The 15,433-nt window shown below is 69.9% G+C and carries 12 protein-coding genes; 5 read left to right on the plus strand and 7 right to left on the minus strand.

Annotated elements, in window-relative coordinates:
* Positions 1 to 552: 552 nt before the first annotated feature.
* The 7 genes from mnhG to PO78_RS13815 all read right to left on the minus strand — a co-directional run bounded on the left by mnhG (position 553) and on the right by PO78_RS13815 (position 7,016).
* The gene (gene mnhG / locus PO78_RS13785) at positions 553 to 924 is read right to left on the minus strand and encodes a monovalent cation/H(+) antiporter subunit G (RefSeq protein WP_043744430.1); all 372 of its coding nucleotides are present in this window, start codon (positions 922 to 924) and stop codon (positions 553 to 555) included.
* Positions 921 to 1,331, minus strand: a complete 411-nt coding sequence (locus tag PO78_RS13790; RefSeq protein ID WP_043744432.1) for a monovalent cation/H+ antiporter complex subunit F — start codon at positions 1,329 to 1,331, stop codon at positions 921 to 923. The genes mnhG and PO78_RS13790 overlap by 4 nt, the downstream gene beginning before the upstream one ends.
* Positions 1,328 to 1,840 carry a Na+/H+ antiporter subunit E gene (locus PO78_RS13795; RefSeq protein WP_043744436.1) on the minus strand — a complete coding sequence of 171 codons (513 nt, stop codon included), beginning with the start codon at positions 1,838 to 1,840 and terminating at the stop codon, positions 1,328 to 1,330. Before PO78_RS13795 ends, PO78_RS13790 begins: the two co-directional genes overlap by 4 nt.
* 2 nt (positions 1,841 to 1,842) lie before the next feature.
* Entirely contained in the window at positions 1,843 to 3,396 is a 1,554-nt protein-coding gene (locus tag PO78_RS13800; RefSeq protein WP_043744438.1) for a proton-conducting transporter transmembrane domain-containing protein, read from the minus strand.
* Positions 3,393 to 3,773, minus strand: coding sequence for a sodium:proton antiporter (locus PO78_RS13805; protein ID WP_043744441.1), 381 nt, complete (start codon positions 3,771 to 3,773; stop codon positions 3,393 to 3,395). The genes PO78_RS13800 and PO78_RS13805 overlap by 4 nt, the downstream gene beginning before the upstream one ends.
* 2 nt (positions 3,774 to 3,775) lie before the next feature.
* Positions 3,776 to 6,514 (minus strand): hydrogen gas-evolving membrane-bound hydrogenase subunit E, encoded by a 2,739-nt coding sequence (gene mbhE / locus PO78_RS13810; RefSeq protein ID WP_043744444.1) that lies wholly within the window; start codon positions 6,512 to 6,514, stop codon positions 3,776 to 3,778.
* A gap of 286 nt (positions 6,515 to 6,800) precedes the next feature.
* On the minus strand, positions 6,801 to 7,016 hold the full coding sequence (locus PO78_RS13815; RefSeq protein ID WP_012584858.1) for a hypothetical protein: 216 nt from the start codon (positions 7,014 to 7,016) through the stop codon (positions 6,801 to 6,803).
* Positions 7,017 to 8,077: 1,061 nt separating this feature from the next.
* Here PO78_RS13815 and PO78_RS22905 point away from each other — a divergent pair.
* The 5 genes from PO78_RS22905 (at position 8,078) to tviB (ending at position 15,413) form a co-directional block, all read left to right on the plus strand.
* Entirely contained in the window at positions 8,078 to 8,233 is a 156-nt protein-coding gene (locus PO78_RS22905; protein ID WP_156147812.1) for a hypothetical protein, read from the plus strand.
* The gene (locus tag PO78_RS13820; RefSeq protein ID WP_043744448.1) at positions 8,230 to 9,525 is read left to right on the plus strand and encodes a polysaccharide export protein; all 1,296 of its coding nucleotides are present in this window, start codon (positions 8,230 to 8,232) and stop codon (positions 9,523 to 9,525) included. Before PO78_RS22905 ends, PO78_RS13820 begins: the two co-directional genes overlap by 4 nt.
* Positions 9,526 to 9,822: 297 nt before the next feature.
* A complete protein-coding gene (locus tag PO78_RS13825; RefSeq protein ID WP_043744451.1) occupies positions 9,823 to 12,015 on the plus strand; it encodes a polysaccharide biosynthesis tyrosine autokinase in 2,193 nt (730 codons plus the stop codon).
* Between the two features lie 331 nt (positions 12,016 to 12,346).
* Positions 12,347 to 13,879: an MraY family glycosyltransferase gene (locus tag PO78_RS13830; protein WP_043744453.1), complete on the plus strand. Its 1,533-nt coding sequence runs from the start codon at positions 12,347 to 12,349 to the stop codon at positions 13,877 to 13,879.
* Between the two features lie 256 nt (positions 13,880 to 14,135).
* Positions 14,136 to 15,413: a Vi polysaccharide biosynthesis UDP-N-acetylglucosamine C-6 dehydrogenase TviB gene (gene tviB, locus PO78_RS13835; protein WP_043744455.1), complete on the plus strand. Its 1,278-nt coding sequence runs from the start codon at positions 14,136 to 14,138 to the stop codon at positions 15,411 to 15,413.
* Positions 15,414 to 15,433 lie beyond the last annotated feature (20 nt).

The following is a 15,433-nucleotide window of genomic DNA, read 5'->3' on the forward strand; positions in this document are numbered from 1 at the left end:
TGAGGGGTGGGCGGCTTTCTGCGGATGGTGTTCAACGTGATTCCCCGACGGTTCGAGAGCGCATTATCGCCGATGGCCGTGGCGATCACGAACGCGCGTGAGCGGCCGCTGATCGCGACTGTGGGAGCGACGCAAGTCGCGATCGTGCGGTGGGGAGGCGAGGAGCGTGGTCGGGGCGGGAAGGCTGTGATCGCGACTTGCGTCGCTCCTACGGGAAACCGCCGTGCTTCGGGCGGGGCTGTGGGAGCGACGCAAGTCGCGATGGGGCGGAGAACCGCCGGGCTTCGGGGGGTGTTGTGGGAGCGACGCGAGTCGCGATGGGGCGGAGAACCGCCGGGCTTCAGGGGGTGTTGTGGGAGCGACGCGAGTCGCGATGGGGCAGAGAACCGCCGCGCTTCAGGGGGTGTTGTGGGAGCGACGCGAGTCGCGATCGGACAGAGAACCGCGGCGCTTCGGGGGGTGTTGTGGGAGCGACGCAAGTCGCGATCGTGCGGTGCGGTGGCAAGGGGCGTGGTCGGGGCGGGAAGGCTGTGATCGCGACTTGCGTCGCTCCTACATCTTGCCTTGGGCGTTGTGGTGTGGCGGAGACGCGTTCCCTTCGGCTTCCGCGAGCGCGTCTCCGAGTGCGCCGGTGATCGGAGCGATGCTCGAGCGGTGCGCGGCGCGGGACATGGCGTGGGCGGCGAGGGGGGCGGTGGCGAGGAGGACGAGCATCGCGAACAGCGCGGCGAGTGCGAAGCCGCCTTCGCTCGCGGCGGCCACGCCGGCGAGGATCAGCGCGGCGCCGAGCGCGCCGGCCTTGCTGGCGGCGTGCATGCGGGTGTAGCTGTCGGGCAGGCGCAGCACGCCGATCGCGCCGATCAGGCCGATCGACGCGCCGAGCAGCAGCAGCGCCGAGGATAGCCAGGCAAGGAATCCACTCATCGCGCAGCCTCCCCGTTCGCGCAAGGTTCCCGCTCCGCGACCGCGCCGCCGCTCGCTTCCCGCTCCGTCCCCGCCGCCTCCCCACCCCCCGGCGCGCGACCCTGCGGGCCCGCTGCCGGGTCGGCCTCGCGGCCGCGGCGGTGGAAGAGGAGGATGAAGGCGGTGGTGCCGAGGAAGGACACCAGGGACAGCACCACCGCGGCGTCGAGCAGCATGGGCTGGCCGGTGGACAGGGCGAGCAGGGCGATCGTGGCGATGGCGATCATGCTCAGCGCGTCGATCGCCACCACGCGGTCGGGCGCGCGCGGGCCGCGCACCAGGCGCAGCAGGATCAGCGCGGCGGCGAGGGCGAGCAGCGCGAAGGTGAGCGGCAGCACCCACGCCGCCCCGGCGATGCCGGCGTTCATGGCGTGTCCCTCCCGGTCGCATCCCCGGCATCCGCAGGCGCGCCGGCGTCGAGCCAGCGCAGCAGGCGGCGCTCGATCTCGCGCACCCCGGCCTCGACCTCGGCGGCCGTGCGCGCGTCGAGCGCGTGGATGTACATGAGGCCGGATTCCGGTCGGTAGTCGAGCGCCATCGTGCCCGGCGTGAGCGTCAGCAGGCAGCCGAGCAGGGTGGCGAAGCGATCGTCCGGACGCGCCAGGCGCATCGCCACCACCGCCGGTTGCGGCGCCGCCGCGCGACCGAGCACGATGCGCGTCACCCCCACGCTGGCGCGGAAGATCTCGCCGACGAACCACAGCGCGAACGCGCTGCCGAGCTCGAGTCGGCGCAGGTAGCGGCGGATGCCCAGGAGGTCGATCGCCAGGCGCAGCGCGACATACACGGCGACGAAGGCGGCGCACACGCCCAGCGGCCGCAGCGCGTCGGCATAGGCCGCGAGGCCGATCGCGAGCAGGAGGTGCAGGCCCAGCATGTTCAGTTTCCTCCCGCGCGCACGACCGCGTCGATGTAGGCCGCCGGGGCGGCGAGCTGCTGCGCCGCGGCCACCGCGTAGTCCATCACCGGCCCGGCCGCGAGGCCGATCGCCACCGTCATCGCCGCCAGCGCGCCCACCGCCCACAGCGCGGGCCGCAGCCCGTCCGCGCTGCGCAGGCCGCCCCCGCTTCCGTCGCCCCCGCTTCCGCTCCCAGCGCTCCCGCTCCCAGCGCTCCCGCTCCCCTCGCCGGCCGGATGCGGCTTCAGGAAGGCCTCGTTCCAGATCTTGCTCATCGACAGCAGCGTGAACAGGCCGGTGACCAGTGCCACCCCGGCGGCGACCCAGGCGCGCGCGTCCAGGCTGGCTTCGACCAGCACGAACTTGGCCCAGAAGCCCGACAGCGGCGGAATACCGGCCAGCGACAGCGCGGGAATCGCGAACAGCACCGCCAGCCAGGGCGCGTGCGCGTACAGCCCGCCCATCGCCGCCAGGCGCTCCGAGCCGGTCAGGCGCGCGGCGATGCCGCCGATGAAGAACAGGTTGGCCTTCACCACGATGTGGTGGATCAGGTAGAACACCGCTCCGGCGAGCGCGAGCGGCGTCGCCAGCGCCAGCCCCAGGATCATGTAGCCGACCTGGCTGACGATGTGGAAGGACAGGATGCGCCGCACCTCGACCTGCGCCGCGGCGCCGAGCACGCCGATCAGCATGGTCGCGCACGCCACCCACAGCAGCACCTCGTGGGCGATGCCCGCTTCCGGCCAGAACAGCGTGACGAGGCGGATCAGCGCATACACGCCGACCTTGGTCAGCAGGCCGGCGAAGAGCGCCGACACCGGCGTCCACGCCACGTGGTAGGACGCCGGCAGCCAGCCGAAGACCGGGAACAGCGCGGCCTTGATCGAGAACGCGGTCAGCATCAGCACCACCGCCGCGTGCGCGGTCACGGGCACCTCGCCGGCGGCGAAGGCCTGCGCCAGCAGCGCCATGTTGAGGCTGCCGCTGGCGCCGTAGAGCAGGCCGGCGGCGAGCAGGAACATCATCGTCGCCACCAGGTTGAGCACCACATACACCACCGTGCCCGCCAGCCGGCGCCTGCCGCCGCCGAGCACCAGCAGCGCGAAGGAGCCCACCAGCAGCACCTCGAACCACACGTAGAGGTTGAACACGTCGCCGGTGATGAAGGCGCCGCACACCCCCACCAGCAGCCCATGCACCAGCGCGTGGAAGTCGCGTCCGCGCGCCGGGTCCTCGTCGCGTGCCAGCGCGAACACGATGGTCGCGCTGCCGACGATGCCGGTGATCGCCACCATCGCCGCGGAGAGCCGGTCGATCACCAGCGTGATGCCGTAGGGGGCTGCCCAGCCGCCGGCCTGGCTGGCGAGGATCCCGCCCTGCGCCGCCAGCGCCACCAGCGCGAGCCCGGCGCCTGTGAGGGCGAGCGCGCCCGCCAGGCTCAGCGCCGCCACCGCGCGCGGCCAAGGGCGCGCGAACAGGGTCGCCACCAGGGTGGCGAGCGGGATCAGCAGCGGGGCGACGACGAGCGCGTTCATGCGGCGTCTCGCGGCGCGGGCAGGTCCGGCGCCGGCTCCTCGGCCACCGCGGTGATGCGGTCGGTCTCGACGTGGCCGTGCAGCGCCCAGCTGCGCTCGAGCACCGCGAGCGCGAACACGAAGAGCGCGAAGCCGATCACGATCGCGGTCAGCACCAGCGCCTGGGGCAGCGGATTCGCGGCCAGCGCCGGCGCGCCCGCCGCGCTCGCGAAGGCCGCGGCGAGCCCGTCGAGCCGCCCCGCGGAGAACACCGCCAGGTTCACCCCGTTGCCGAGCACCACCACCCCGAGCACCACGCGCAGCAGCCCGCGGTCGAGCATCATCCAGATCCCGATCGCCACCAGCACGCCGACGGTGAGCGCAACGACGATTTCCATCTTCAGTCCTCCCGCTCGAGCACGCCGAGCAGCACGTGCAGCACCGCGCCGAGCACGGTCAGGAACACCCCGAGGTCGAACAGCAGCGGCGTGCCCAGCGCCAGCCCGGCGGGGAAGATCCAGTGGCCGGCGAGGAAGGGGCCGCCGTGGAACAGCCCCACCAGCCCGGCGCAGGCCGCGACCCCCAGCCCGCCCGCCAGCATCGCCAGCGGCGGCACGCGCAGCAGCGCGCGCGCCCGCGTGGTGCCGAAGGCGAGCGCCACCAGCACCGCCGCGCTCGCCGCCACCAGGCCGCCGATGAAGCCGCCGCCCGGCAGGTTGTGGCCGCGCCACAGCAGCATCAGCGCCACCAGGGCGAGCAGCGCCGACAGCGGCAGGATGCCCTGGCGCAGCAGCACCGAACCGAAGTCCGCGCTGCCTGCGGTCGCGCCGCGCGTCGGCGTATCGGGCCGGTCGCCGCCGGCGAGCAGCCCGGCCGCCGCCAGCCCGGCGAGGCCCACCACGAGGATCTCGCCGAGCGTGTCGAGCGCGCGGAAGTCCACCAGGATCACGTTCACCACGTTGGCGCCGTGGCCGCCCGGCAGGCTGTTGTCCAGGTACCAGCGCGCGATGTCGCCGGGGAGCGGCTGGCTCACCGTGGTCAGCATCATCGCCGCCACCACCGCGCCGATCACGATCGCCACCACGGCGTGGAAGCGCTTCGCCGCCGGCTTGCGCGAACCCACCAGGCGGGTCGGCGGCAGGCGGCGCAGCACCAGGGCGAGGAAGATCACCGTCAGGGTCTCGACCATCAGCTGCGTGATCGCCACGTCGGGCGCGCGCGCGGCGAGGAAGAACAGCGCCATGCCCAGCCCGCTCGCCCCCAGCGTGGCGACCAGCGCGACGCGGCCGGGGCTCACTGCGGCGGCGGCCGCGCCCGCGACCGCGAGCACGCAGCCGAGCGCCGCGGCGAGGTTGATCGGGCTGGTGGCCTGCGGCCAGGCGAGGCCGTCGCCGGTCGAGGCGAACAGCCCGATCAGCGCGCAGCCGGCGATCGCCAGCACCAGCGCGCTGATGTGCTGGCGCAGCGAGCCGTGCTGGAAGCGGTCGGCCACGCCGCCGGCGAACACGAACACGCGCTTCAGCAGGCGGTCCCAGATGCGGTCGCCGCTCACCCGCCACAGCACGCGCCACAGCGACAGGCGACGGCGCAGGCGGGTGCGCTGCAGGTAGAAGAACACCCCCAGCGCCACGGTGAGCAGGCTGGCGAGCAGGGCCGGGGTGACGCCGCCCCACAGATACAGGTTCACCGGCACCGTGGCGCGCGACACCGCCTGCACCGCGGCGTCGATCAGCCACACCTCGGCGAGGTTGTTGAAGGCGCCGAACACGAAGCCGCCGATCGCCAGCAGCATCGGCCCCAGCCACATCGGCAGGCTCACCTCGTGCGGCGGCTGCGGGTAGCGCCCCTCACGGCCGAGGAAGGCGCGCACGAAGACGAGGCCGGCGGCGGTCAGCAGCAGCGCGTTGGTGAGGATCATCACCGCGGTGGTGACCCCGCCCGCCACGCCGAGCTCGATCAGCCCGGCGTACTTGAACTCCTTGGCGATGAAGCCGAAGAAGGGCGGCAGCCCGGCGTTGGAGAAGGCCGCCAGCGCCACCGCGAAGCCGGTCAGCGGCATGTGGCGGATCAGCCCGCCGAGCAGCGCGATCTGGCGCGTGCCGGTGGCGTGGTCGATGGCGCCCACCGCCATGAACAGCGCCGCCTTGTAGAACGCGTGCGCCACCAGGTAGATCGCGAAGGCCTGCAGGCCGTAGTGCGTGTTGGTGCCGAGCAGCATGACGAGCTGGCCGAGCACGGTCACCGTGGTGTAGGCCAGCACGCGCTTGAGGTCGGTCTGGCGGATCGCCAGCACCGCGCCGACCAGCGCGGTGGCGGCGCCCACGGTGATCAGGATCGTCCCCCAGCTCGTCGAGCCGCCGAGCGCGGGGTTGAGGCGCGCGAGCAGATACACCCCGGCCTTCACCATCGTCGCCGAGTGCAGGTAGGCCGACACCGGCGTGGGCGCCGCCATCGCGTTGGGCAGCCAGAGGTGGAAGGGCAGCTGCGCCGACTTGGTGAAGGCGCCGATCAGCACCAGCGCGAGGATCGCGGGGTAGAGCGCGTGCTCGGCGATCGCCTCGCCCGAAAGCCCGGAGAACTGCCAGCTCCCGCCCACGCTGCCGAGCAGGATCAGCCCGGCGAGCAGCGCCAGCCCGCCGCCACCGGTGATCAGCAGCGCCTGCAGCGCCGCGCGGCGCGACTCCGCCTTGTCGTGCTGGAAGGCGATGAGCAGGAAGGAGCAGACGCTGGTCAGCTCCCAGAACACGAACATCGCGATCAGGTCGTCCGCCAGCACCAGCCCGAGCATCGCCGCCATGAAGCCGAGCAGGTAGGCGTGGAAGCGGCCGAGGTGGTGGTGGTCGGAGAGATAGGCGCCGGCGTAGAGCACGATCAGCGTGCCGATGCCGGTGATCAGCAGCGCGAACAGCAGCGACAGCCCGTCGAGCCGGAAGGCGAGCTCCACCCCGAGCGCCGGCACCCACGCCAGGCTGGACGTGACGACCCCGCCGCCGGCGACGGTCGGCATGTGGGCGAGAAAGTGGACAAAGGCCGCCAGCGGCGCCAGCGCGAGCACCCAGCCCGCGCGGTCGCCGAGGCGGCCGACCAGCGGCACCGCGGCCAGCATCGCGAAGGCGATCAGGCCGATGCTGGCAAGCACGTCCTACCCCGGCGGGTGCTGGTCAAGATGACGTCTCCCAAACAAAGCCAGCGCGCCGATCGGGCACGCCTTGCGTGTTTCTGTCCGGAGACTGACCGTCGGCTTGCGGGCGGGGTTCCGCAAAACGGAGGGAGGGGTAGCGGGGGAAGCGGTGAAGCGGGGAAGCGAGGAGGCGGGGAGGCGGGGAGGCGGGGAGGCGGGGAGGCGGGGAGGCGGGGAGGCGGGGAGGGAGGCGGCAACGCGCTCCCCCTCCTTGCGGCGGGGAGCGCGGATGCCGGGCCGGGCCCTAGTGTGCGTGGTGGGCAACGCGCGGCTGGCCGTGCGCGCCGATTTCCGGGTGGGCGTCGTAGAGGCCGCTCTGGCGAGCGAAGCAGCCGTTCAGCGGGCATTTCTGACCGGGCGGGCAGCCATGTTCGAAAGCGCATTCCCTACGGGTTTCGTCCAGCAGCACCATTTGATTCATGGCTTCGCAACGGGCGATCGGGGCGTCGAATGTACACATGATGGTCTCCTTCCAATGTCGCGGTCTCTTCTCGGTAGAGTCGGAAAACCGTGACTTATTTCACGAACTGTTCGCTTCCAATCTAGGTGCTTGTTGCGCAAACGCAGCGTGAATATGGACAAAGGTTGACCAGGATCAAGCTTCAGCCAATTTTGTCGCCAAGGCCGCCTATCGGCCCCGCCAGCGCCGAACCGCACCGTGCCACGGCCGTAGATCGCCGCCGGCGCTGAACGACATCGGGCCACAGGCGTTGGCATGGTTTTCGTAGGAGCGACGCAAGTCGCGATCAGGCGGTGCGGTGGTGGTGGGCGTGGTCGGGGCGGGAAAGCTGCAATCGCGACTTGCGTCGCTCCCACGAAAACCGGCGCGCCTCCGCAGGTGTTGTAGGAGCGACGCAAGTCGCGATCGGGCGGTGCGGTGGCGAGGGGCGTGGTCGGGGCGGGAAGGCTGCAATCGCGACTTGCGTCGCTCCCACGAAAACCGGCGCGCTTCGGGAGGGGCTGTAGGAGCGACGCAAGTCGCGATCGGGTGGTGCGGTGGCGCTGGGCGTGGTCGGGGCGGGAAAGCTGCAATCGCGACTTGCGTCGCTCCCACGAAAACCGGCGCGCTTCGGGAGGGGCTGTAGGAGCGACGCAAGTCGCGATCAGGCGGTGCGGTGGTGGTGGGCGTGGTCGGGGCGGGAAGGCTGCAATCGCGACTTGCGTCGCTCCTACGGGAAATCGGGGCGCTTCGGGAAGCGTTGTAGGAGCGACGCAAGTCGCGATCGGGCGGCGGGAGACGCGATCCGGGCGGGGCGGTTTTGCGCATGCTGGCGTAATCCCCTACAATTCGCCCAACTTGGGTGTTGCAATGCAGCAATGAGGAATAGTTCCTCAGGGGCTGCGCGTGGCATGGTCCACAAGGTGTCGGGAATCTTTACACTTTGCTCGGACAACAGATCGGAGCGGCGCGGCGCGGGGGCTTTAACCTCTCCGTAACGCACTGACTCGACACTGGTTTGGTGCAATGCATTATTTGCTGGCGCGTTTTTTGCTGTAAACCACGGCGCCGAGTTGCCTGCGATGACCTCCCTGGAACCGGCTCCACGCCTCGATCCGGGCATCATCGGCAAGGCACCCGAAACGCATATCGTGCAAGCAAACATGCCGGCATGTCGCGACGCCGCCGCCGAGGCGCGCGCGGGGCAAGCCGCAAAACTCGAACGGGGTTTTCGATGAGTCGCTTCACCACCGACCGGATCGCCCACTGCGGCGCATCCAATGGCGCCGTGCGCGCCACCGACGCCAGTGGCCTTGACGCCCGTGCGGCCGGTCCCGCCACCCGCGCGGACGCCACCCGCAGCGGCGGTCTCGTCCGCACTGCCGTGATCGCCTTCGCCGCCGCGGCCATCGGCGGCTGCACCCTCATCCCCGGCACCAGCGGCAGCCTCATGCGCGAAGAGTCCAGCGTGCCGCTGCCGGTCACCGAGGGCACCGACACCGTCCCGGCCAACGTCAAGCTCAAGCCCATCACCGCCGAGCTGATCATCGAACAGCACCAGGCCAAGGAGTCGCGCTTCCGCAGCGGCAAGGCCGGCGGCCAGACCGCCACCCGCGCGAGCGATCCCAAGAAGATCCCCGGCTTCGACTACCAGGACTACAAGCTCGGCCCCGGCGACATCATCAACGTCATCGTCTGGGACCACCCCGAGATCACCATCCCGGCCGGCTCCTACCGCTCGGCCGAGCAGTCCGGCACCCTGGTCGCCGAAGACGGCACCATCTTCTTCCCCTTCGCCGGCGTGGTGAAGGTCGCCGGCCTCACCACCCGCGAGGTGCGTCAGGTCCTCGCCAAGCGCATGGCCAGCGTCATCGAAAACGTCCAGCTCGACGTGCGCATCGTCTCCTTCCGCAGCAAGCGCGTGTATGTCGTCGGCGAAGTCGCCAAGCCCGGCCTGCAGCCGATCGACGACATCCGCATGACCCTGGTCGAGGCCATCAACCGCGCCGGCAACATCACCGAAGAGGCCGACCACGGCAACGTGCTGCTCACCCGCAACGGGCAGACCTGGCGGGTCGACCTGCAGGCGCTGTACGAGGAGGGCGACGTCAGCCAGAACGTGCTGCTGCAGCCGGGAGACATCATCAACGTGCCCGACCGCCAGCTCAATAAGGTCTTCGTGCTCGGCGAGGTGCGCAACCCGGGCTCGTTCGTCATGAACAAGCGCCGCACCACGCTCGCCGAGGCGCTGTCCGACGCCGGCTTCGTCAACCAGAGCACGTCCGACCCGGCGTGGGTGTATGTGATGCGCAGCGACAACGGCAGCGCCGAGCTCTTCCACCTCAACGCCCGCTCGCCCGACGCGCTGCTGCTTGCCGAGCGCTTCCCGCTGCTGCCGCGGGATGTGGTGTATGTCGATGTGGCGGCGATCGCGCGCTGGAACCGCGTGGTCAGCAACATCCTGCCGACCTCGCAGATGCTGCAGCTCACCAGCGAGACGCGGTATCCGCTGTTCGGCGGCCGGCAGTAACAAGGAACCGTGCCGGCCCGATTCCCGCAACGGAACGGGCTTCGCACGGTTCTTGTAGGAGCGACGCAAGTCGCGATCGTCGCGTTCGATGAGCCGCAGCGCGCAATGGAGGCGCTGGGATCGCGACTTGCGTCGCTCCCACGGGGAGTCGGATGGGGCGCTGGGATCGCGACTTGCGTCGCTCCTACGGAAATTGATTGGCAACACACAACTACACAACAGGAACCTACACCCTTGCGTCGAGAAACTGCACCCTCCGCCGTGGCTGAAGTCGGGAATCCTGTCCGCGCCAAGTCCATGCGCGACGACCGGGACGACTTCATCAACCTGGGCGAGATCATCGCCGTCCTGCTCGAATACAAGTGGCTGATCCTCGCCGTCACCTTCTTCGCCGTCTTCATCGGCGCGGTGGTGGCCCTCGTGTCCACGCCCATCTACCGCGCCGACGGGCTGGTGCAGGTGCAGGACAGCAAGGGGCCCAAGGGCGGGCTGGCCGCGCTGCGCGACGTCGAGGCCGTGCTCGGCGAGAACAGCTCGGTCACCGCCGAGCTCGAGATCCTGCGCTCGCGCATGATCCTCGGCCGCGTGGTCGAGCGCCTGCGCCTCGACATCCGCGCCACCCCCGACTACTTCCCCATCTTCGGCCGCGCCCTCGCGCGCCGCTATAACGGCGAGCAGCCCGCCGCGCCGCTGCTCGGCCTGGGCAGCTACGCCTGGGGCGGCGAGCGCATCACCGTGCAGACCCTCGAGGTGCCGTCCTACCTGGTCGGCCTGCCGCTCACCCTCATCGCCGGCGACAACGGCGGCTTCACCCTCTACGACGACCAGGACCAGCCCCTGCTCGACGGCAGCGTCGGCCAGCCCGCCAGCAGCGCCGACGGCAAGACCACGCTCTTCGTCGCCGAGCTCGTCGCCCGCCCCGGCACCCATTTCGATCTCGCCCGCATCAGCCAGATCCAGGCCATCGCCGCCCTGCGCGAAGACCTCGAGGTGCGCGAGCGCGCGCGCCAGTCCAACGTGATCGAAGCAGCCTACAGCGACGCCGACCGCGCCGAAGCCGAGCGCCTGCTCAACGAAGTCCTCAACGCCTACGTGCGCCAGAACGTCGAATACCGCTCCGCCGAGGCCGACGCCACCCTGGCCTTCCTCGAAAAGCAGCTCCCCGAGCTCAAGGCCCAGCTCGACACCGCCGAAGCCGCCTACAACGACTACCGCCAGACCCGCGGCTCGGTCGACCTCACCCTCGAGACCCAGTCGGTGCTCAGCTCCATCGTCAAGGTGGACGCCGACGTCGTCGAACTCCAGCAAAAGCGCGACGAGCTGCGCCAGCGCTTCACCCCCGAGCACCCCCAGGTCAAGGCCATCGACTCGCAGCTCGGCCGCCTGCGCGCCGTGCGCGGCACCCTCGACAAGGACGTCAACCGCCTCCCCGACACCCAGCAGACCGCGCTGCGCCTGCGCCGCGACGTCGAGGTCGCCACCGCGCTGTACACCAACCTGCTCAACAGCGCCCAGCAGCTGCGCGTGGCGCGCGCCGGCACCGTCGGCGACGTGCGCGTGATCGACGCCGCCGCCACCGCGCCGTTGCCGGTCGCCCCGCGCAAGGCGCTCATCCTGCTGCTCTCGGGCGTGCTCGGCGTGCTCGGCGCGCTCGGCCTGGTGTGGGCCATCCGCAGCCTCCGCGTGGTCGTCGAAGACCCGCAGACCATCGAGCGCGAGCTCTCGCTGCCGGTGTACGCCACCGTACCCGACAGCAAGGACGAGGCCGTGCTGTCGCGCGCCATCGCCCGCGGCAAGACCGACAAGGGCCAGCTCCTCGCCACCGCCCACCCCGACGACGACGCCATGGAGAGCCTGCGCAGCCTGCGCACCACGCTGCACTTCGCGCTGCTCGGCGCCGAGAAGGGCTCGGTGCTCATCACCGGCCCGGCGCCCGGCGTCGGCAAGAGCTTCATCAGCAAGAACCTCGGCGCCGTGCTCGCCCAGGCCGGCAAGCGCGTCATGCTGGTCGACGGCGACCTGCGCAAGGGCCACATCAACAAGGCCTTCGGCATCGGCCGCGGTGTGGGCGTGTCCGACTACATCATGGGCGCGGCCAGCATCGAGCAGATCGTCAAGCCCACCGGCATCGACAACTTCGCCCTCGTCACCACCGGCCAGATCCCGCCCAATCCGTCCGAGCTCCTCATGCACCCGCGCTTCGCCGCGCTGCTCGCCGAGCTCGAAAAGCAGTGCGACGTGCTCATCATCGACGCGCCCCCGGTGCTCGCCGTGTCCGACGCCGCCATCATCGGCCGCCAGGTCGGCGCCACCCTCCTGGTCGCCCGCGCCGGCCGCCACCCGGTGCGCGAGCTCGAGCAGGCCATCAAGCGCTTCGACCAGGCCGGGGTCGAGGTCAAGGGATTCGTGTTCAACGGCTTCGACCTCACCCGCCAGCGGCATCGGTTCGGGTACGAGGGGTATCACTACCAGTACAAGTACAAGGCGTGAGGACCGATGGGGGCGCCCGAATCGACCCGGGCGGCCCAAATCGCGACTTGCGTCGCTCCCACAAATCGCGACTTGCGTCGCTCCTACGAGAAGCACACACTAATCGCGACTTGCGTCGCTCCTACAAGAACCGCACCCCCTGTGGGAGCGACGCAAGTCGCGATCACCGCCTCCGAGACACCGACCACGCCCACCGTAGCCGTAAACCTGAACCGCCCGAGTCGCGACTTGCGTCGCTCCTACAAATACGCTGCCCGACCACGCTTACCCGGACAATCATCGCCATGACGCCGCCTACAACGCGCGCACGCTCCACCGAGGCTCGCCGCCCATGCAAGGTCTGATCGCACTGCTGGCCGGTGCCGGCCTTTCCGCGCTCGTCATCCGCGCGATGATCGCCATCGCCCCCCGCGTCGGCCTGGTCGACCTCCCGGGCGAACACAAGCAACACGAACAGGTCACCCCCTTCGTCGGCGGCTTCGGCGTGCTCGCGGCGCTGCTGGTGGCGGTGGCGCTGCTCATCCTCGAGTACCCGGACAGGCTCGTCGCCTGGCTCTCGCTGCTGGTATGCGGCGTGGTCATGTTCGGCGTCGGCCTGGCCGACGACCGCTGGAAGCTCTCGGCGCGCATCCGCCTCGTCATCCAGGCCGGGCTCGCGCTGCTCATGGTCTATGGCGGCGGGGTGGTGCTCGCCGACGTCGGCGACGCCTTCTTCGTCGGCGCGCTCACCATGGGCTTCGCCGCGGCCGTGCCCTTCACCGTCTTCGGCACCGTCGGCTGCATCAACGCGCTCAACATGGTCGACGGCATCGACGGCCTCTCGGGCACCATCGCCGCCGGCACCCTGGCCCTCATCGCGCTGGTCGCCGGCCTGGGCGGCGACGGCGCCACCTTCCTGCTCGCGCTCTGCCTGCTCGGCGGCGTGCTCGGCTTCTTGTGGTTCAACCTGCGCTTCGGCAACCAGCACCGCGCCCTCGTCTTCATGGGCGACAACGGCAGCATGACGCTCGGCCTGCTGCTGTGCTGGCTGCTCATCACCATCACCCAGGGGCCGAATGCGCTGGTGCCGCCGATCGTGGCGCTGTGGATCTTCGCGCTGCCGCTGGTCGACACCCTCAGCGTCATGTTCCGCCGCATGTGGATGGGCAAGTCGCCCTTCAGCCCCGACCGCAACCACCTGCACCACCTGCTGCAGCGCGCCGGCTTCCGCGTCGAAAACACCGTCGGCATCATGGGCACGCTGCACTTCGCCCTCGGCGCCACCGGCATCGCCGGCGCCTGGCTGGGCGTGCCCGAGGGCGTGCTCGCCATCGGCTGGCTGGTCGTCTTCCTGGCCTATTTCCGCCTCACCGCGCGCCCCTGGCGCTTCGTGCCCATGCTGCGCGGCTTCCATCGTGCCTTCGGCCTCACCCCCGCGCGCAACCTCGGCGTCTTCATGGGCAACTGCACGCTCGAGCACGTCGAGCAGATCAACGCCCTCGTCGCCCCCCAGCTCGACGAAAACACCGTCTTCCGCACCCGGCTCTACCAGCGCAAGGGCACCGCCGGCCCGGCCGGCACGCGCTACGCGGTCGTGCAGATCATCATCGACGACGAGGTCGCCCCGCTGCGCTACCAGGACCTCTACATGCGCCTCATCCGCCGCGCCTCCCGCCCGGTCAAGGGCATCTACGTGCGCAGCTACGTCCAACGCGATCCCCACAACGAACGCCGCAATCAATCGCATCCGGTCGACCGCGACCGCCGCCTTGCCGAGCGTCGCCGAGCCGACTGCGCCCTCGTCGAAGAGTCCTACACCTACGTCCGCAACGGCCGCATCGTCGACCAGCAGATCCACCACCCCAGAACCGTCACAAGCCCGTAACCCCGCCCACGCCCATTACACCCCTGTAGGAGCGACGCAAGTCGCGATAGCCGCCCCCCCGACACCGCCCATTACACCCCTGTGGGAGCGACGCAAGTCGCGATAGCTGCCTCCGAGACCCCGCCCACGCCGAACGTGGCCGCGCCCGGAACGGACTGAATCGCCTGAATCGCGACTTGCGTCGCTCCTACAGAACCCCAAAACCCAAAACCCAAAACCCCAACCCTTCCATCTCCTCACTAGCCACCTACCCACCATGCACACCCTAGCCACCCTCAAGCTCGCCATCATCGGCCTCGGCTACGTCGGCCTGCCGCTCGCGGTCGAATTCGCCAAGAAGCGTTCCGTCGTCGGCTTCGACATCAACCAGGCCCGCATCGACGCCCTCAAGACCGGCCACGACGCCACCCTCGAGGTCTCCGACGAAGAACTCCGCGAAGCCACCGGCCTGCAATACAGCGCCAACCTGCAGGACCTCGCCGCCTGCAACACCTTCATCGTCACCGTCCCCACCCCCATCGACGAGCACAAGCAGCCCGACCTCACCCCGCTGGTCAAGGCCTCCGAGACCATCGGCAAGGTGCTCAAGAAGGGCGACATCGTCATCTACGAATCCACCGTCTACCCCGGCGCCACCGAAGAAGACTGCGTCCCGGTCCTGGAAAAATTCTCGGGTCTGAAATTCAACGTCGACTTCTACGCCGGCTACAGCCCCGAGCGCATCAACCCGGGCGACAAGGAACACCGCGTCTCCACCATCAAGAAGGTCACCTCCGGCTCCACCCCCGAGGTCGCCGAGCTGGTCGACCAGCTCTACCGCCAGATCATCGTCGTCGGCACCCACAAGGCCGAGAGCATCAAGGTGGCCGAAGCCGCCAAGGTCATCGAGAACACCCAGCGCGACGTCAACATCGCCCTCATCAACGAGCTCGCCATCATCTTCAACAAGATGGGCATCGACACCGAGGCCGTGCTCCAGGCCGCCGGCAGCAAGTGGAACTTCCTGCCCTTCCGCCCGGGCCTGGTCGGCGGCCACTGCATCGGCGTGGACCCCTACTACCTCACCCACAAGGCGCAGGAGATCGGCTACCACCCCGAGATCATCCTCGCCGGCCGGCGGCTCAACGACGGCATGGGCGCCTACGTGGTGTCGCAGCTCGTCAAGGCCATGCTCAAGCGCCGCATCACCGTCGAAGGCGCCCGGGTGCTGGTGCTGGGCCTCACCTTCAAGGAAAACTGCCCCGACCTGCGCAACACCCGCATCGTCGACATCGTCAAGGAACTGCGCGACTACAACATCACCGCCGACGTCTTCGACCCGTGGGTGGACGTGGCCGAGGCCCAGCACGAATATGGCCTCACCCCGATCGATGCTCCGCAGCCGGGCACCTACGACGCGATCATCGTCGGCGTGGCGCACCAGCAGTTCAAGGACATGGGGGCCGAGGCGATTCGCGCGCTCGGCAAGCCGGAGCATGTGGTGTATGACCTGAAATATGTGATGCCGAGGAATGCGGCGGATCTACGGCTTTGAACTTTTCGTCGTCAGCTTAG

It is taken from the genome of Thauera sp. SWB20 (genome assembly GCF_000831325.1).
Classification (GTDB): Bacteria; Pseudomonadota; Gammaproteobacteria; order Burkholderiales; family Rhodocyclaceae; genus Thauera; species Thauera aminoaromatica.